Origin of the sequence: Lysobacter sp. K5869 (genome assembly GCF_018847975.1) — a bacterium.
Taxonomy (GTDB): domain Bacteria; phylum Pseudomonadota; class Gammaproteobacteria; order Xanthomonadales; family Xanthomonadaceae; genus Lysobacter.
Map to the genome: position 1 here is coordinate 3,313,521 of NZ_CP072597.1, position 17,718 is coordinate 3,331,238.

At 71.1% G+C, this 17,718-nt stretch carries 16 protein-coding genes; 13 read left to right on the top strand and 3 right to left on the bottom strand.

What is annotated here, in order from left to right:
• Window positions 1–68: 68 nt before the first annotated feature.
• Entirely contained in the window at window positions 69–1,001 is a 933-nt protein-coding gene (locus J5226_RS14330) for a pseudouridine synthase (protein WP_215835150.1), read from the top strand.
• 246 nt (window positions 1,002–1,247) lie between these two features.
• On the opposite strand, the gene J5226_RS14335 is transcribed toward J5226_RS14330, so the two are convergent.
• Together J5226_RS14335 and J5226_RS14340 are read right to left on the bottom strand one after the other, a co-directional pair.
• Window positions 1,248–2,003 carry a gamma-glutamyl-gamma-aminobutyrate hydrolase family protein gene (locus J5226_RS14335; RefSeq protein WP_215835151.1) on the bottom strand — a complete coding sequence of 252 codons (756 nt, stop codon included), beginning with the start codon at window positions 2,001–2,003 and terminating at the stop codon, window positions 1,248–1,250.
• Between the two features lie 282 nt (window positions 2,004–2,285).
• Window positions 2,286–4,334, bottom strand: a complete 2,049-nt coding sequence (locus tag J5226_RS14340; RefSeq protein WP_215835152.1) for a DEAD/DEAH box helicase — start codon at window positions 4,332–4,334, stop codon at window positions 2,286–2,288.
• A gap of 325 nt (window positions 4,335–4,659) precedes the next feature.
• On the opposite strand from J5226_RS14340, the gene J5226_RS14345 reads away from it, so the two are divergent.
• The 3 genes from J5226_RS14345 (at window position 4,660) to J5226_RS14355 (ending at window position 7,238) form a co-directional block, all read left to right on the top strand.
• On the top strand, window positions 4,660–5,454 hold the full coding sequence (locus J5226_RS14345; protein ID WP_215835153.1) for a DeoR/GlpR family DNA-binding transcription regulator: 795 nt from the start codon (window positions 4,660–4,662) through the stop codon (window positions 5,452–5,454).
• 424 nt (window positions 5,455–5,878) lie between these two features.
• Window positions 5,879–7,057, top strand: coding sequence for an MFS transporter (locus tag J5226_RS14350; protein WP_215835154.1), 1,179 nt, complete (start codon window positions 5,879–5,881; stop codon window positions 7,055–7,057).
• Window position 7,058: 1 nt separating this feature from the next.
• Window positions 7,059–7,238, top strand: a complete 180-nt coding sequence (locus J5226_RS14355; protein ID WP_215835155.1) for a hypothetical protein — start codon at window positions 7,059–7,061, stop codon at window positions 7,236–7,238.
• Between the two features lie 16 nt (window positions 7,239–7,254).
• Here the strand turns inward: J5226_RS14355 and J5226_RS14360 are convergent, their stop codons facing one another.
• Window positions 7,255–7,725 carry a YaiI/YqxD family protein gene (locus tag J5226_RS14360; RefSeq protein ID WP_215835156.1) on the bottom strand — a complete coding sequence of 157 codons (471 nt, stop codon included), beginning with the start codon at window positions 7,723–7,725 and terminating at the stop codon, window positions 7,255–7,257.
• A gap of 111 nt (window positions 7,726–7,836) precedes the next feature.
• On the opposite strand from J5226_RS14360, the gene J5226_RS14365 reads away from it, so the two are divergent.
• The 9 genes from J5226_RS14365 to J5226_RS25440 all read left to right on the top strand — a co-directional run bounded on the left by J5226_RS14365 (window position 7,837) and on the right by J5226_RS25440 (window position 17,643).
• Complete coding sequence (locus J5226_RS14365) at window positions 7,837–8,514, top strand: glutathione S-transferase (protein ID WP_215835157.1); 678 nt, start codon at window positions 7,837–7,839, stop codon at window positions 8,512–8,514.
• An 82-nt stretch (window positions 8,515–8,596) separates the two neighbouring features.
• Window positions 8,597–10,159, top strand: coding sequence for a protein adenylyltransferase SelO (locus J5226_RS14370; RefSeq protein ID WP_215835158.1), 1,563 nt, complete (start codon window positions 8,597–8,599; stop codon window positions 10,157–10,159).
• Window positions 10,160–10,331: 172 nt separating this feature from the next.
• On the top strand, window positions 10,332–11,213 hold the full coding sequence (locus tag J5226_RS14375; protein WP_215835159.1) for a GNAT family N-acetyltransferase: 882 nt from the start codon (window positions 10,332–10,334) through the stop codon (window positions 11,211–11,213).
• Between the two features lie 62 nt (window positions 11,214–11,275).
• Window positions 11,276–13,159, top strand: coding sequence for an ATP-binding cassette domain-containing protein (locus J5226_RS14380; RefSeq protein WP_215835160.1), 1,884 nt, complete (start codon window positions 11,276–11,278; stop codon window positions 13,157–13,159).
• A 272-nt stretch (window positions 13,160–13,431) separates the two neighbouring features.
• Complete coding sequence (locus J5226_RS14385) at window positions 13,432–13,986, top strand: SRPBCC domain-containing protein (RefSeq protein WP_215835161.1); 555 nt, start codon at window positions 13,432–13,434, stop codon at window positions 13,984–13,986.
• The gene (locus J5226_RS14390) at window positions 13,983–14,789 is read left to right on the top strand and encodes a helix-turn-helix domain-containing protein (protein WP_215835162.1); all 807 of its coding nucleotides are present in this window, start codon (window positions 13,983–13,985) and stop codon (window positions 14,787–14,789) included. Before J5226_RS14385 ends, J5226_RS14390 begins: the two co-directional genes overlap by 4 nt.
• 40 nt (window positions 14,790–14,829) lie before the next feature.
• The gene (locus J5226_RS14395) at window positions 14,830–15,954 is read left to right on the top strand and encodes a hypothetical protein (RefSeq protein WP_215835163.1); all 1,125 of its coding nucleotides are present in this window, start codon (window positions 14,830–14,832) and stop codon (window positions 15,952–15,954) included.
• Window positions 15,955–16,030: 76 nt separating this feature from the next.
• Window positions 16,031–16,621: an RNA 2',3'-cyclic phosphodiesterase gene (thpR, locus tag J5226_RS14400; protein WP_215835164.1), complete on the top strand. Its 591-nt coding sequence runs from the start codon at window positions 16,031–16,033 to the stop codon at window positions 16,619–16,621.
• Window positions 16,622–16,698: 77 nt separating this feature from the next.
• Entirely contained in the window at window positions 16,699–17,643 is a 945-nt protein-coding gene (locus J5226_RS25440) for a YdeI/OmpD-associated family protein (protein ID WP_255322793.1), read from the top strand.
• Window positions 17,644–17,718: the final 75 nt, after the last annotated feature.

Sequence of the window (17,718 nt, forward strand, 5' to 3'; positions counted from 1 at the left end):
CGGTTCGTCGCGGGTGTGGACGGGTTCGCGCTGCGGCGCGCGCGGGCGAAGTGCGCGATGATGGTCGCATGCCGATTCCGCCGCCGGATGCGCCGTTCGACCTGGATTCGTGCGACCCGGACCGGCGCGACCGCGCGCCCGACGCCGTGCCGCCGAGCCGCCTGCAGTTGCCGCCCGGGCTGTGGACGAATTTGCTCGACGGCGTGTGCGCGCGCTTCCCCGCGATCGGTCGCGAGCGCTGGCGCGAGCGTTTCGCCCGCGGCCGTGTGCTCGACGCGCGCGATGCGCGGCCGCTGAGCGCGGAGGCGCCGTATCAGGTCGGCCTGGAGATCCTGTATTTCCGCGAAGTCGAGCACGAGCCGCGGATTCCGTTCGAGGAGCGCATCGTTCACTGCGATGAGCGCCTGTTGATCGTCGATAAGCCGCACTTTCTGCCGGTCGCGCCGTCCGGCCGTTTCGTCGCCGAAACCTTGCTGGGGCGGTTGCAGCGGCGCTTGGGCGAGGCGGATCTGGCGCCGCTGCATCGGCTGGACGCGGCCACCGCCGGGCTGGTGATGTTCTCGCGCGAACCGGCCAGCCGCGGCGCGTATCAGGCGCTGTTCCGCGAACGGCGGATCGACAAGCGCTATCTCGCGCTGGCGCCGCCGTTGCCGGGGCTGAGCTTTCCGCTGGTGCGGCGTTCGCGGATCGAGGCGGGCGAGCCGTTTTTCCTGATGCGCGAGGGGCAGGGCGAGGCGAACAGCGAGACTCGCATCGAGGTCGTCGCGCGCGGGGAGGAGGCGTGGACTTACTCGCTGCAGCCGGTCACCGGGCGCAAGCATCAGCTGCGCGTGCATATGGCCGCGCTCGGCGCGCCGATCGTCGGCGACCGGTTCTATCCGTTGCAGCCGCGCGGCGAGGAGGATTTCGACCGGCCGTTGAAGTTGCTGGCGCGGTCGTTGCGGTTCGTCGATCCGTTCGAGGGCGGCGAGCGGCGGTTCGACAGTGGGTTGAGTTTGTAGCGTTGGGGGCGACTTGGGCGCCGCGCGTGGAGGTGCGGCGGTGGCGATGGGGGCTTCGGCGTTGGCGGGGGGGCGTGGTCGCGGCTTGCGCCGCTCCTACAGGTAGGTCGGCGGGAGCTCGGATGCACTCGTGCGAGGGCAGGGTGTAGCGGCGCTGTGGGCGGGCGGCGCTGGCGACGAGGGGTTCGGCGTTGGCGGGGGTTCGCGGTCGCGGCTTACGCCGCTCCTACGGGTAGGTCGCTGGGGTCAGATCCACTCGCGCGAGGGGAGGGTGTAGCGGCGTTGCGGGCGGCCGATCAGGTCGAGGAAGTTGTTGAACACGGCGTCGGCGCGCTGCTGCATGCCGGCGATGTGCTGCGCGGTCAGCGCGCGGATCGCGTCTTCGCTGGTGTCGTGGCCGAGTTCGGCCAGTTCGGCGCGATAGGCGGGATTGGCCAGCCAGCGTTCGATCAGCGGCACGTCCATTTCCAGGTGGAACTGGAAGCCGTAAGCGTTGTCGCCCCAGCGGAAGGCCTGCTGCTCGCAGGTGTCGGTGCGGGCCAGATGCTGCGCGCCCTGCGGGATCTCGAAGCTGTAGCGGTGCCACTGGAACACCGGCGCGGAGCCGGCCAGCGGCGCCAGCACCGCGTCGTCGCGGCCGGCGTCGGTGCTGTGCAGCGGGTACCAGCCGATCTCGGGCACGTGGTGCTTGCGCACCGGCGCGCCGAGCACGTGCGCGAGCAATTGCGCGCCCAGGCAGATGCCGAGCACCGGCTTGCCCTGTTCGAGCATGGATTCGATCGCGCGCAGCTCGGTGGTGAGGTGGGCGCGCTCGGCGCGGTCCTCGACGTTCATCGGCCCGCCGAGCACGATCAGCCCGCGATAGCGTTCGAGATTGGGCTCGGCGCCGGGATCGCGGTGGAAATTGACGAAACGCACGCGGTGGCCGCGGCGGCGGATCAGCGGGTCGAGCGTGCCCAGCGGTTCGGCGGCGACGTGTTGGAAGACCAGGATGCGGGACATGTGCGGCGTAGCGGCGGCTTACGTCTGCGACTATGCCAAAGCGCGCGGGCTTGCGGGGCGTCGCGGCTTATGACTTCTGGTTTTTTTCGGCGCGGCGCCGTTCCGGTCCGTCGGCGCGCTTGCGCGCCGTCGTCCCCGCGAAGGCGGGGATGTCGGGATTTCGGTGCGGGAACGATCGAGGTCCGCGGATCCCCGCTTTCGCGGGGGCGAGCTTGTTGAAGCTTTGCGTCCGGGGCTGCGCGGGACGAACGCGGACTTCGCCGCGTGCGCCCCGCACCGGCCTCAGCGCGGCCCGCGCGGCTTGAACGGCTTGCGCGGCCCGCCGCCGTGCGGCTTCGGCCCGCGCGGACCGCTCGGCGGACGGCCGGCGCCGCGGCCGCCGCGGCCGCCTTCGGCGTCGCCCGGACCGGCGCGCTGGATGCGCAGCGGCTGACCGGCCACGCGCACCTTCTTCAGATGCTCCATCAGCTCGCGCGGCATGCCTTCGGGCAGATCGACCAGGGTGTACTCGTCGCGGATGTCGATGCGGCCGATGTAGCGGCTTTCCAAATCGGCCTCGTTGGCGATGGCGCCGACGATGTTGCCGGGCTGCACGCCGTGGGCGTGGCCGACTTCGATGCGGAAGGTCTCCATGCCCACGTCGCCGCCCTCGCGCGGCGCGCGCTCGGGACGCTCAGCGCGCGCGGGACGCGGCGCGGGCGCGTCGTCGTCGAAGAAGGCTTCGGCGCGGTTGACCGGCGGACGCGGCGCGCCCGGCGGGGTGTACTGGCGATCCTCGTGGCGGTGCGCGGGACGCTCCTCGCGCGGCGCGCGCGGCTCGAAGCGCGGCGCTTCGCGGCGGTTGTCGTCGCGGCGGTGATCGTCGCGGGACTCGCGGCGGTGCGCGCCCGAGTTCGATGCGTTGTCGCGCTCGATGAACTTGCGCGTGGCCTGGCCGCGGTGCTCGCGCGGGCCGTCGCGCTCCTCGCGGGCGTACTTGGGCACCGCCGGCGGCGGGGTCAGCAGCAGCGGGTTGTCGCCCTGCACCAGCTTGGCCAGCGCCGCGGCGATCTCCACCGCCGGCACGTTCTTCTCGCGCTCGTAGCGCTCGACCAGATCGCGGAACAGGCCCAGCTCCTCGCCTTCCAGCGCCTCGCTGATGCGGCCGAGGAAGCGCGAGACGCGCTGCTCGTTGACCGTCTCCACGCTCGGCAGCTCCATCGGCTCGATCGGCTGGCGGGTGGCGCGCTCGATCGCGCGCAGCATGCCGCGCTCGCGCGGGGTCACGAACAAGATCGCCTCGCCCTTGCGCCCGGCGCGGCCGGTGCGGCCGATGCGGTGGACGTAGCTCTCGGTGTCGTAGGGAATGTCGTAGTTCAGCACGTGGCTGATGCGTTCCACGTCGAGGCCGCGCGCGGCCACGTCGGTGGCGACCAGCACGTCGATCTTGCCGTCCTTGAGGTTCTGGATGGTCTTCTCGCGCTGCGCCTGCTGCACGTCGCCGTTGATCGCCGCGGCCGAAATGCCGCGCGCCATCAGCTTCTCGGCCAGTTCCTCGGTGCCGAGCTTGGTGCGCGAGAACACGATCATCGCGTCGAAGGCTTCGGCTTCCAGAATGCGGGTCAGCGCGTCGAGCTTGTGCACGCCGCTGACCGACCAGTAGCGCTGGCGGATGTTGGCCGAGGTGGTGGTGGTCGACTTGATCGCGATCTCGACCGGGTTCTTCAGGTAGGTCTGGGCGATGCGCTTGATCTGCGGCGGCATGGTCGCCGAGAACAGCGCGACCTGACGCGTTTCCGGGGTCTTCTTGAGGACGTTCTCGACGTCGTCGATGAAGCCCATGCGCAGCATTTCGTCGGCTTCGTCGAGGACCAGGCAGCGCAGCTGCGACAGGTCGAGCGAGCCGCGTTCGAGATGGTCGATCACGCGGCCGGGCGTGCCGACCACGACCTGCACGCCGCGCTTGAGCGCCTGCAGCTGCGGGTAATAGCTCTGGCCGCCGTAGATCGGCAGCACGTGGAAGCCGGGCAGGTGGGTGGCGTACTTCTGGAACGCCTCGGCGACCTGGATCGCCAGCTCGCGGGTCGGCGCCAGCACCAGCGCCTGTGGCTTGGCCTGGGCCGGGTCGATGTTGGCCAGGATCGGCAGCGCGAACGCGGCGGTCTTGCCGGTGCCGGTCTGGGCCTGACCGAGCACGTCGCGGCCTTCCAGCAGCGGCGGGATGGTGGCGGCCTGGATCGGCGAGGGCGATTCGTAGCCGACGTCGGCCAGCGCGCGCAGCAGCGGCTCGGACAGGGCGAGGTCGGTGAATTTGGGGGAGGAGGGGGTGTCGATGGGCGTGTCGGCGCTCATGTCGAGGCTCTAGCAGCGCCGGCGGGGCCGGTCGGATGACCGATCAGTTTACTCCGATGCGGGTGGAGCTACGGCTCGATGAATGCGGCGCAGGCGCGAACCCGCCGTCGTGGGCTCGCGCGTCGCGCCGGACGGCGAAATGCGTGTGCGCTGCGGAAAAACTGCGCGAAAGCGCATCGCGGCGATGCCTTGTCCGCGGCTCGGCGAGGGCCGGGTCGCGGCTGTGCCGGATTTGCCCGTTTCCGCCGGCTGCCGGGGTTGGGCTTGCACGTGTGTGCACGATTGTGCACGATTGAGTCGAATCGTGAACGATCCGGAGCCGCCGATGCCCGCCGAAGAACTGCTGCCGCAGCAACGCCATCGCCTGATCCTGGAGCGCTTGCTGGCCCAGGGCCGGGTGATCGCGGTCGATCTGGCGCGCGAACTGGAGGTCTCGCACGACACCATCCGCCGCGATCTGCGCGAAATGGCCGCGGCCGGGCAATGCCGGCGGGTCTACGGCGGCGCGCTGCCGGTGGCGCCGGACCGCGGCACCCTGGACCAGCGCCGCGCCCAGGCGCCGGGCCGCAAGGCCGCGCTGGCGCGCGCCGCGGTCGGGCTGATCGAGCGCGGGCAGGTGCTGTTCCTCGACGCCGGCTCGACCAACATCGCCATCGCCCAGGCGCTGCCGGCCGATTTCGGCCTGACCGTGGCGACCAACGCCCCGGCCATCGCCGCGCTGCTGGCGCCGCGCGAGGACCTGGAACTGATCGTCGTCGGCGGCCGCATCCAGCCGCGCATCGGCGCCGCGCTCGGCGCCGGCGCGCTGCGCGAGGTCGAGACGATCCGCAGCGACTGGTACTTCCTCGGCGTCTGCGGCGCCGACCACGAGGCCGGCATCAGCGCGCGCGACTACGAGGACGCGCAGTTCAAGCAAGCCGCGGCCCACGCCGCGCGCGCGGTGGCGGTGGTGGTGACCGACGACAAATTCGGCACCGCCGCGCCGTACACGGTCTTGGCCGCCGACGCGGTGTCGGCCTTGGTGATCGAACACGGCGGCGACGCGGCGCAGGCGCGCGCGTTCGCGGCCAAGGGCGCGCGGGTGGTGCGGGCGGAGCGGGGAGCGAGTGGAGAGGAGTGAGGAGCGAGTAAAGCGAGGGCGAGCTTGTTCGCTGCGGCGCGACGCCTCGGCCTTGCCCGTTTCTCGTTTCTGCGTGCGCGTTTCTGCGCGCTCGTTTCTCGCTGGTCGGCGCAACGGGCGGGGCGCGGCCTAAATGCGGAGCATCGGGCCTGAAAGTCCTCCCACGGCAGCGTCGCTGCATCCCCTCCAACGTGGGAGGACTTTCAGGCCGGACGCTTCGGTTTCCGCGCGGCGGATGCATCGCGAGGCGTCCGCGTTCGCGACGCGGATCGTGACGGCCGCTCGCCGACGCGGATTCAAAAGCGCGGCTTGCGCATCCGCAACGCATACCTGCCGCGAACGGTCGTCATGTCACGGTGTTCGACCCCGACGCTGCGCATCGCAGACCGCTCCACATCGCACCTCGAACTTCAAAGAGACCCAGATGAGCGATTCGTACCCTGTAGACGCCACCGTCGCCCGCGGCGACACCCCCGGCGCGCTCGAACGCCTGTCCACCCGCATCGCCTTCTTCATCGCCGGTCTGGCGATGGCGGCGTGGGCGCCGCTGGTGCCTTACGCCAAGGCCCGCACCGGCATCGACGAAGGCACGCTCGGCCTGTTGTTGCTGGCGCTCGGCGCCGGTTCGATGACGACGATGCCGCTGACCGGCGCGCTGGCCGCGCGGGTGGGCTGCCGCAAGGTGATTTTGTTGGCCAGTGCCGCGGTCGCCGCGACCTTGCCGCTGCTCGCGCACCTGCACACCGTGCCGGCGATGGCGCTGACGCTGTTCGCGTTCGGCGCGGCGATCGGCGCGATCGACGTGGCGATCAACATCCAGGCGGTGATCGTCGAGAAAGCCAGCGGCCGCGCGCTGATGTCGGGTTTTCACGGGTTTTTCAGCGTCGGCGGCATCGCCGGCGCGGCCGTGGTCAGCGCCTTGCTGTGGCTGCAGGCGACGCCGCTGGTGGCCGCGCTGAGCGTGGCGGTGCTGCTCGCGCTGCTGACGCTGGCCGGCAGCCGCGGCTTGCTGCGCTACGGCGACGACGGCCACGGCGGTTCGATGTTCGTGTTGCCGCACGGCATCGTGATCCTGGTCGGTGCGCTGTGCTTCATCGTGTTCCTGGCCGAAGGCGCGATGCTGGACTGGAGCGCGTTGCTGCTGGTGTCGCAGCGCGGCGTCGAGGCCAGCGCCGGCGGCTTGGGCTATGCGGTGTTCGCGCTGGCGATGACCGTGGGCCGCTTCAACGGCGACCGCATCGTGCAGCGCTTCGGGCCGCGTCCGGTGCTAGCCTTCGGCGGCGTCTGCGCGGCGGCGGGCTTCGCGCTGGCGGCGACGCTGCCGTGGGTCGGCGCGACGCTGCTGGGCTTCGCGCTGATCGGCCTGGGGTGCTCGAACATCGTGCCGATCCTGTTCACCGCCGCCGGCGGGCAGAAGGTCATGCCCGCGGGCGCGGCGATTTCGGCGGTGAGCACGCTGGGTTACGCCGGTATTTTGATCGGCCCGGCCGGGATCGGCTGGATCGCCAAGATCAGCAGCTTGCCGGTGGCGTTCGCCGTACTCGGCGTGGCGTTGGCGGCGGTGGCCGCGAGCGCGCGTTTGGTCGCCGCGCGCAAGGCCTGACGTGCGCGCCTCGCGTTACGCGCTTGCGTTCGCGGCCGTCGCGCTCGCCGTCGTCGCGGCCGTCGCGTATCTGGACGGCAGCGTGTTCGGACGCTTCTTCTGCCGCCATTTCAAGGACACCTGGGTCGAACGGGCGTGGGTCGAAAACGGGATCGCGGGCGAGTGCTACCGGATCGATTGACCGCGTCCGCGCCGCCTCAACGCGCCCGCCGCGCCAGCCATCGGTCCAACTGCGCCGCGAACGCCTGCCGGTCGCGCGCGTGCAGCGCCGGCGGGCCGCCGGTCTGGACCCCGGCGCCGCGCAGTTCCTCCATGAAATTGCGGATCGACAGGCGCTCGGCGATGTTGTCGCGGGTGTACAGATCGCCGCGCGGGTTCAGCGCGACCGCGCCCTTGGCCAGCGCCAGCGAGGCCAGCGGAATGTCCTGGGTCACCACCAGATCGCCGGCCGCGAGCCGCTGCACGATCTCGGTATCGGCCACGTCCGCCCCGGACGGCACCTGGATCGCGCGGATGTAGCGCGACGGCGGCGTGCGCAGCCACTGGTTGGCGACCAGGGTCAGCGCGATCCGCTCGCGCTCGGCGGCGCGGAACAGGATGTCCTTGATCACGACGGGGCAGGCGTCGGCGTCGACCCAGATTTGCGGCGCGGCGGGGGTATTGGTCATGGCGGAAAGACGGGGAAGCAGCGCGCATTGTGCGGCCCCGGCGCGCCGGCGTCATGGCCGCGGCGTCCGCGCCCGGTACCATGCGGGCATCGCCCACCGACGCCGCCGGCCATGATCAAAGTCCATCACCTCAACAATTCCCGCTCCCAACGCGTGCTGTGGCTGCTGGAGGAACTGGAGCTGCCCTACGAGGTGGTCCGCTACCAGCGCGACGCCAAGACCATGCTGGCGCCGCCGGAACTGCGCGCGATCCACCCGCTGGGCAAATCGCCGCTGGTGGAACTGGACGGGCAGGTGCTGGCCGAATCGGCGGCGATCATCGAAACCCTGTGCGAGCGCTACGACAGCGGCCACGCGGTCTCGCCGGCGCCGCAGCCGCTGGACGGCGAAGAACGCCGCCGTTACCGCTATTGGATGCACTACGCCGAGGGCTCGGCGATGCCGCCGCTGTTGCTGAGTCTGGTGTTCTCGCGCCTGAAGTCGGCGCCGATGCCGTTCTTCGCCAAGCCGGTGGCGCGCGGGATCGCCGACAAGGCCATGCGTGCCTTCGTCGGGCCGCAGTTGGCGCTGCATCTGGGCTATATCGAAAGCGAACTGGGCCAGCACGAGTGGTTCGCCGGCGACCGCTTCACCGCCGCCGACATCCAGATGAGCTTCCCGGTCGAGGCCGCGGCGGCGCGCGCGGGCGGCGAACGGCCGCGGATGCAAGCCTTCGTCGAGCGCATCCGCGCGCGGCCGGCCTACCAGCGCGCGCTGGAGAAGGGCGGGCCGTATTCGCTGCTGGGCTGAGCAGAGCCGGCGCCGCGTCCGGCGGCTTGGATTCGCCGCCGCCGGCACCCATCTTCGGCCTATCGCCACCGCCTCCGCCGCCATGCACGCACTGCGCTTCGACAATGCCTTCGTCCGCGACCTACCGGGCGACCCGGACACCGCGCCGGGCGTGCGCCAAGTCCACGGCGCTTTGTACTCGCGGGTCGATCCCACCCCGGTCGCGGCGCCGACGCTGTTGGCGCATTCGGCCGAAATGGCCGCGGCGCTGGGCTTCGGCGATGCCGACGTCGCCAGCGACGCGTTCGCCCAGGTGTTCGGCGGCAATGCGCTGTTGCCGGGCATGCAGCCGTACGCGGCCAATTACGGCGGCCATCAGTTCGGCGCCTGGGCCGGGCAGCTCGGCGACGGGCGCGCGATTTCGCTGGGGGAGGCGGTCGCCGACGACGGCCGGCGCTGGGAACTGCAGCTCAAGGGCGCCGGGCCGACGCCGTACTCGCGCAGCGCCGACGGCCGCGCGGTGTTGCGTTCCTCGATCCGCGAATTCCTGTGCAGCGAGGCCATGCATCATCTCGGCGTGCCGACCACGCGCGCGCTGAGCCTGGTCGGCACCGGCGAGGCGGTGGTCCGCGACATGTTCTACGACGGCCATCCGCAGGCCGAGCCGGGCGCGATCGTCTGCCGCGTGGCGCCGTCGTTCGTCCGCTTCGGCAATTTCGAACTGCCGGCCTCGCGCGGCGATACGGCGCTGTTGAAGCAACTGGTGGATTTCTGCATCCGCCGCGATTTCGCGCATCTGGCCGACGGCGGCGAGAACGCCTACGCGCAGTGGTTCGGCGAAGTGGCGCAGCGCACCGCGACGCTGATGGCGCATTGGATGCGGGTCGGGTTCGTGCATGGCGTCATGAACACCGACAATCTGTCGATCCTCGGCCTGACCATCGATTACGGCCCGTACGGCTGGGTCGACAACTACGATCCGGAGTGGACGCCGAACACCACCGACGCGGGGCGCCGGCGCTATCGCTACGGCCAGCAGCCGCAAGTCGCGTATTGGAATCTGAGCCGTTTGGCCGGCGCGTTGTCGCCGGTCATCGCCACCGAAGCCTTGCAGGACGGGTTGCGGCGTTATGTCGAGGTCTACAACGAAGCCGAGCGCGACAGCATCGCGCGCAAGCTGGGGCTGCGCGAATGCAACGACGGCGATGTCGCGTTGATGCAGGAGTTGCGCGGCTGGCTGCAGGCGAACGAGGTCGATATGACGATGTTCTATCGCGCGCTGGCCGATATCGCCGTCGAAGACGAACGCCCCGATCCGGCGCCGTTGGACGAGGCTTACTACGACCCCGCGCGCGCCGACGAGGCCGGGCCGGCGCTGCGCGACTGGCTCGCGCGCTACGCGGCGCGGACGCGCGAGGACGGTTCCTCCGCGGCCGAGCGTTCGGCGCGCATGGACGCGGCGAATCCACGTTACGTGCTGCGCAATTATCTGGCGCAAGAGGCCATCGACCGCGCCGAGCAGGGCGACCCGAGCGGGGTGCGCGAGTTGCTGGACGTGATGCGCCGGCCGTACGAAGACCAGCCCGGACGCGAGGCGTTCGCGGCCAAGCGGCCGGATTGGGCGCGCGAGCGGGCGGGTTGCTCGATGCTGTCGTGCAGCTCGTAACTCCATGAAATCCACCTGTAGGAGCGGCGCGAGCCGCGACTGCGAGAACGCAGCTGTGCCGATAGTTGCGGCGTAGTTGCGTTCTCGCAGTCGCGGCTCGCGCCGCTCCTACAGGGAGGCTCCGATACAAAACGACACGCTCGCGGCAAGCGATCGGGCGCACAATCGCGCCATGTCGCCGCAACCGACCCTGCGCATCCTCGACCACACCGACACGGCCCTGCACCCGGCCTACTGCGACTACGTTTCGCGCGTCTTCACCCAAGCCGACTTCCGCCGCTGGTGCGAGTGGGAACAGTGGGCGCCGGGCTATCTCGCCTACAGCCTGTTCGAGGACGGTCGCGTCGTCGCCAACGCCTCGGCGATGCGTCAGCGCTTGATCGTGGACGGCGAGGAGATCGTCGCGTTCCAGTTCGGCGCGGTCGGTTGCTTGCCCGAATCGCGCGGTCGCGGCTTGGCGCGGCGGGCGATGGAGGCGGCGCTGGCCGCGTGCGGCGACGCGCCGGCGCTGTTGTTCGCCAACGACAGCGTGCTGGAGTTCTACCCGCGCTTCGGTTTCGTCCCCGCGCCGCAGAGCGAATTCGAGGCCGATTACATCGCCGAGCCGGCGCCGCGCCGCGCGCCGCGGCTGGATCTCGCCGATCCGGCGACGCGCGACGCCTTCCTCGCCCTGGCCGCGCGCGCCGCGCCGACGAGCGAAGGCTTCGCCACCCGCGATTACGGCCGCACCGCGACCTGGTACGCCGCCAACGGCTACTCCGCGCCGCTGTTCCGGATCGACGCCGACACGGTCGTCTTCGCCCAGGAAGACGACGGCGTGCTGACCGTCGAGGACGTGTTCGCCGCCGCCCCCTCGCACGCGGCGCTGGCCGCCGCGCTGCCGCGCCTGATCGAGCGCCCGATCCGCGCATTGCGCTTCGGTTTCGACCCGCGAACGCTGTGGCCGCAAGCCCGCCCGAGCGGCCCGGACCGCGACGCCGGCCTGTTCCTGCGCGGCCTCGACCCGTCCCGGCTCGGCCCGCACAGCCGGTTTCCGCTGCTGGCCCGCACCTGACGGCGCGCGCCGATCGCATCGCCGACGCGGCGCTGGGCCGCCGCGCCGGCTAGAATGCGCGCATGCCTTTGATCACCGTACAGAACGCCGACTACAGCGTCGGCGGCCCACTCCTGCTCGAAAACGTCGAACTGGCCATCGAAGCGGGCGAACGCATCGCCCTGATCGGCCGCAACGGCGCGGGCAAGTCCACGCTCATGAAACTGCTGGCCGGCGAATTGCAGCCCGACGACGGCGAGATCCGCCGCGAAGGCGGCGTGCGCGTCGCCCGTTTGGAGCAGGAAGTCCCGGCCGGCGCCACCGGCACCGTGTTCGACGTGGTCGCCGACGGCCTCGGCGAGCTCGGCCACTGGCTGGCCGAATTCCACCATCTCAGCCACGCCGAGCCTTACGACGCCGACGCCGTGGCCAAGGTCCAGACCAAGATCGAGGACGCAGAGGGCTGGGCGCTGGACCAGCGCGTGACCGAAACCCTGACCCGGCTCGGCCTGGACGGCGAGGCCATGTTCACCGGCCTGTCCGGCGGCATGAAGCGGCGCGTGCTGCTGGCGCGCGCGCTGGTCTCGGCGCCGGATCTGCTGCTGCTCGACGAACCCACCAACCACCTCGACATCGAAGCCATCGACTGGCTCGAACAATTCCTCAAGTCCTGGAACGGCGCGCTGCTGTTCGTCACCCACGACCGCCGCTTCCTGCGCGCGCTGGCGACCCGCATCGTCGAGATCGACCGCGGCCGCGTCACCAGCTGGCCCGGCGACTGGGACAACTACCTGCGCCGCCGCGAAGAGCGCCTGAACGCCGAAGCGCAGGAAAACGCCCGCTTCGACAAGCTGCTGGCGCAGGAAGAGGTGTGGATCCGCCAAGGCATCAAGGCCCGCCGCACCCGCGACGAAGGCCGCGTGCGCCGGCTCAAGGCGATGCGCAACGAGCGCGCCCAGCGCCGCGACACGGTCGGCAACGTGCGCATGGAGTTCGCCCAGTCCGAGCAATCCGGGCGCAAGGTGATCGAGGCCAAGGACGTCGCCTTCGATTACGGCGGCCAGCCGATGCTCAGCGATTTCTCCAGCACCGTGTTCCGCGGCGACCGCATCGGCCTGATCGGCCCCAACGGCAGCGGCAAGACCACGCTGCTGAAGCTGCTGCTCGGCGAGCTGACGCCCAAGGCGGGCGAAGTTCGCCTGGGCAGCAATCTGCAAATCGCCTATTTCGACCAGTACCGCGCGACCTTGCGCGAGGACTGGAACGCGATCGAGAACGTCGCCGAAGGCCGCGAGTACGTCGAAGTCGGCGGCAAGAACAAGCACATCATCGGCTATCTGCAGGATTTCCTGTTCACCCCGGAACGCGCGCGCGCGCCGATCACCCGCCTGTCCGGCGGCGAGCGCAACCGCCTGCTGCTGGCCAAGCTGTTCGCGCAGCCGTCCAACCTGCTGGTGATGGACGAACCGACCAACGACCTGGACGTGGAAACGCTGGAGCTGCTGGAAGAGCTGCTCGGCGATTACCCGGGCACGCTGCTGCTGGTCAGCCACGACCGCGATTTCCTCGACAACGTGGTGACCTCCACCGTGGTGATGGAAGGCGGGGGGCGGGTGGGCGAGTACGTCGGCGGTTACAGCGATTGGCTGCGCCAGCGTCCGGTCGGCGCCGCGCCGGCCAAGTCCACCGCCGCGGCGATGGCCAAGCCCGCCGCGGCCGCGCCGCCGCCGCCCGAGCCGGCCGCGGCCAAGCGCAAGCTCAGCTACAAGGACGCGCGCGAACTGGAGCAGCTGCCGGCGCGGATCGAATCGCTGGAAGCCAAGCTGGCCGAGTTGGGCGAGCAGATGAACCAGCCCGCGTTCTATCAGCGCGACAGCGCGGCGATCAACGCGCACAACGCCGAGCTGGCCAAGGCTCAGGCCGAGCTCGACCACGCGTATTCGCGCTGGGTCGAACTGGACGGCTGACGGTCGAGCGACGCCCGCCGCGAAAGCTTCGCGGCGGGTTCGGTTCGCAGGCGTTCGCACCGGCGCTGCCTGCACGACGGGTGGCGATACGGTCGGCCGCCGCCGGTACCGCCGAGTTCGCCGACGCCTCGCGTGCCGACGCAGGCCGCACGCCTCCCCAAGCGGGCGTCGTCTTCGCACGAACGCATCCCAACTTCCGGCCATTGCGGCGGCCGCCGCCGCGGTTCCTAATTCGCGCATCGGCGCCGCCAGCGCGGCGCGGGAGCCTGCCGATGCGCACCGTCCGCCACGCCCTGATCGCGATCTGCCTCGCCGCCGTCGCCGCGTCCGCCGCCGCGGCGGTCAAGGACTCGGCCGCCAACGGCTTCACCGTCGAGAACGAGCGCACCGTCGCGGTCGACGCCGACACCGCGTGGAAGGCGCTGACCCAGGACGTCGACCGCTGGTGGCCGAAGGACCACACCTGGTGGGGCCGGGATTCGACCTTGTCGATCGACGCGCGAGCCGGCGGCTGCTTCTGCGAACGCAGCGGCGACGGCCGGCGTCAGGCGCAGCACATGACGGTGAGCTTCGTCGAACCCGGCAAGACCTTGCGCCTGCTCGGCGGGCTCGGCCCGTTGCAGGGCATGGGCTTGAACGGCGCGATGGAATTCCGGCTCAGCCCGGGCCAGGGCGGCGGCACCCGCATCGTGCTGTTCTATCGCGCCGGCGGCTACACGCCGGACGATCTGTCCAAGTTCGCGCCGGTGGTCGACAAGGTGCAGGGGCTGCAGTTGGGCGGATTGGCCGACTACCTCGCCCGCGGCGCCGCGCCGGCGCGCCCATGACGGCTTACCGCACCCGCCACGAACGCAACGAGGCGCTGGCGACGCATCGCCACCGCGAGCCGTACGCGGCGCTGGTGCTCGACGGCGACTACACCGAGTCCAGCCTCGACGGCCCGCTGCCGTGCGCGCCGGGAACGCTGATCCTGCACCCGCCGTTCCATGCCCATGGCGACCGCTTCGGCCGCAGCGGCGCCAGCGCGATCAATCTGGAACTCAGCGCCGGTCTGACGCCGGGCGCGATTACCGCCGCGGGTTTCGCCGACGCCGGTTTCGCCGCGCGCGCCTGGCGCGTGCACGACCTGCGCGAGGCGCGCGAGGTGTTCGAGCGCGCGCCGCAGCGCTTGTCGGAACTGCTGGCCTGCGCCGCGCCGCAGGCCGCGGCGGCGCTGCCGGATTGGCAAGGCGAACTGCTGCGGCGCATGGCCGACGACGAACGCGAGATCGCCGAACTGGCGCGCGAACTCGGCGTTTCGGCCGAGCACGCCAGCCGCGCGATCGGCCGCAGCTTCGGCATGTCGCCGCGCGCGCTGCGGCGCGAAGCGCGCTGGCGCCGCGCGCTGCAGCTGATGGGCGCGCCGATGCCGCTGGCCGAGGTCGCCGCCGCGGCCGGGTTCGCCGATCAGAGCCATCTGCACCGGATCGTGGTCGCCCACGCCGGCTGCACGCCGCTGCAATTGCGCCGCGAACTGGCGCAGGGCTTGCTGTTCGACCGCGGGCCGGTCCGCGACGAACTGATCCAGGGACGCCTGCGCAAGGGACAGATCAAGTACGTACAAGATTCGCCGGCCGCGCTCGCGGCTTAATGGCCGCAACAGCCCACCGCGCGAAGCCCGGAGTCCCCCCATGCGTAACCGTACCCCGATGTTGTCCCTGCTGCCCGCCGCCGCGCTGCCGGTGCTGATCGGCTGGATGATCGGCGCGACCGCCGCGCCGCTGTCGCCCAAGAGCGGCCCGCTGGCCGCCGACGCGGTCAACCGCGCGCTCGGCGCCTCGCTGCGCGCCGAAGTGCCCGAGGCGCTGAGCGCGCTCAAGGCCGCGCCGGCCGAACAGTTCGACGGCAAGGACGCGAGCTTCCGCCAGTGCATGATCGAACGCCACGACCGCGCCGCGCCGCCGCCGGCGGTGGGCGCGCCGAAGGACGAGTTCGCGGCCAAGGTGCTCGACATCTACCAGCGCTATTGGTGGCACGCGGTGCGCGAGCCGCAGCAGCGCGCCCAGCTCGACCGCCAGCTCAAGAACGAACTGGCCGCGGCCATCGGCGAACCGCCGCCGGGCGAGGGCGACGAGGCCTTCGAGGCGCTGTACGCCAAGCTCGACGCGCGTCTGCGCGAGCGCGGCCTGCATCCGCTGCAGGGCCGCACCCCGCCGCTGTACGACCTGTTCCTGTGGGGCGGGCAGGAGGTGCGCGATTACACCGTCGACCTGCCGGGCGGCGTGCAGCAGCCGGTCAAGGTGTTCGTGATGGACGGCTGGATCAGCCGCGGCTGGAGCCACTACACCGCTTGCGGCGTCACCGGCGCGGCCGGTTGGGCCAAGCCCGAAGGCTTGTATGCGGTGCGCGAGGCCTACGGCGATCTGCAGGGCGAAGACTTCAAGGTCAGCTTCCTCGGCCACGAAGCGCAGCACTTCGCCGACCTCAACCGTTGGCCCAAGCTGCCGGCGTGGCGCCTGGAGTACCGCGCCAAGCTGGTCGAACTGGCCAAGGCCGACACCAGCCGCGAGAAGCTGCTCGACCGCTTCTACCGCAGCCAGGACGACGACATCGACCACCCGCATCCCTACGCCAACAAGAAGGTGATCGGCGACGTCGTCGCCGCGCTCGGGCCGAAGGCCGACGCGGATCTGCGCAAGGCCGATCCGGCGCAGGTGCGCCGCGTCGCCGCCGAGATCCTCGGCGCCGATACGCGCAAGCTGGAAGCCGAACCGGCCGGCACTTACGCCGACGACAAGGCCAAGCCGAAGCCTTGATCGCCGGGTTCTGAGTTCCGTCCAAGCGCGCGGCGCGCGGCTTCGGCCGCGCGCCGCGTGCGGTTAGACTTCGGCGATGCATCAGTCTTCTTTATTCGGCGACCCCGCGCCGCGCCAGCCCGGCGAACTGCACCGTTTGTTCTTCGCCCTGTGGCCCGACGCCGACACCCGCGCGGGCATCCGCGAACGCGCGCAGGCGCTGGAGGCGGCGCAGCGGCCCGGCGGGCGCATGATCGGCGCGCACCGCTATCACCTCACCCTGCAATTTCTCGGCGATTTCGACCCACTGCCGCAGTCGCTGGCCGAACGCGCCGCCGCCGCGGCGGCGACGGTGCGGACCGCTGCGTTCGATCTCGTCCTCGACCGCGCCGGCAGTTTCGCCAATCGCGATATCCCGTGGTGGCTGGGCAGCGCGCAGCCCGATCCGGGGCTGACCTTGCTGTGGGATCGCCTTGGCGTGGCCCTGGCCAAGCACGGGGTGAAAGTCGTCGCCAGCCATCGCGCGCACGCGCCGCACGTCACTATCGTCCGCCAGGCCGAGCGCGGCTTGGCGACGACGCCGGTCGAGCCGCTGCGTTGGCGCATCGACCGTTTCGTGCTGCTGCACAGCGAGTTGGGCCGGCGCAACGAATATTCGCTGCTCGGCGAATGGCGCCTGCCGGATTGAAGCGGACGACGCGCGGCGATTGAGCCGGCGCGCGCGGGCGGCGCAGAATGGGCCGTCTTCGGCACGGAGTGCGGGTCATGGCTCGGGGCGCATCGGGTTCGGGTGGGAAAGCGGCGGCCGCTAAGCGAGCCGTCGCGGCGAAGAAGGCGGGCGCGAAGCCGGCGGCCGGAAAAGCGGCGGCGGCTAGGAAGGTCGCGGCGAAACGGGGCGATCCTAAGCCGGCTGTTGCGAAGCCCGCCGTCGCGAAGAAAGCGCCGGCCAAGAAGGCCGCGCCGTCCGCGGCCGCGAACACGCCCGCGAACGCCTCCAAGAAAAGCGCGAACACGCCCGCGAAGGCCGCGAAGAAAACCGCGAGCAAGTCGGCGCAGGGCGCGCCCAAACCCGCCGCGAAACCGGCCGCTCCCGCCGCCTCGGCTTCCCCGCGCGACCCGCGCATCGACGCCTACATCGCCAAGGCCGCCCCGTTCGCGCAGCCGATCCTGCGCGACCTGCGCGAGCGCGTGCACGCCGCCTGCCCGCAGGTCGAGGAGGCGATCAAATGGGGCATGCCCAACTTCGTCTACCGCGGCAAGATTCTCTGCGGCATGGCCGCGTTCAAGCAGCACGCCAGCTTCGGCTTCTGGCAGGGCGCGAACATCGTCGGCGCCGAACAGTCGGCCGGCAGCGACGCGATGGGCCAGTTCGGACGCCTGACCGCGCTGGCCGACCTGCCGGGCCGCCGCGACTTCGCCGCGCTGGTGAAGCGCGCGATGGCGCTGATCGAAACCGGCGCCAAGCGCCCGCCGACCAAGACCTCGCAGCCCAAGCCGCCGCCGTCGCCGCCCGCCGATCTGGCCGCGGCGCTCGCCGCCAACGCCGCCGCGCGCAAGACCTTCGACGGCTTCCCGCCGAGTCAGCAGCGCGAGTACGTGGAGTGGGTGGAGACCGCCAAGCGCGAGGAAACCCGGCGCGCGCGGGTGGCGCAGGCGGTGGAGTGGATGGCGGAAGGGAAGATGCGGAACTGGAAGTACATGGCTAAGTGAATCGGTCGGCGCGTACCGCGCGACGGGTCCGACGGACGCGGCCGCACGCTCCCTGTTCGCCTTCATCGAAGCCCG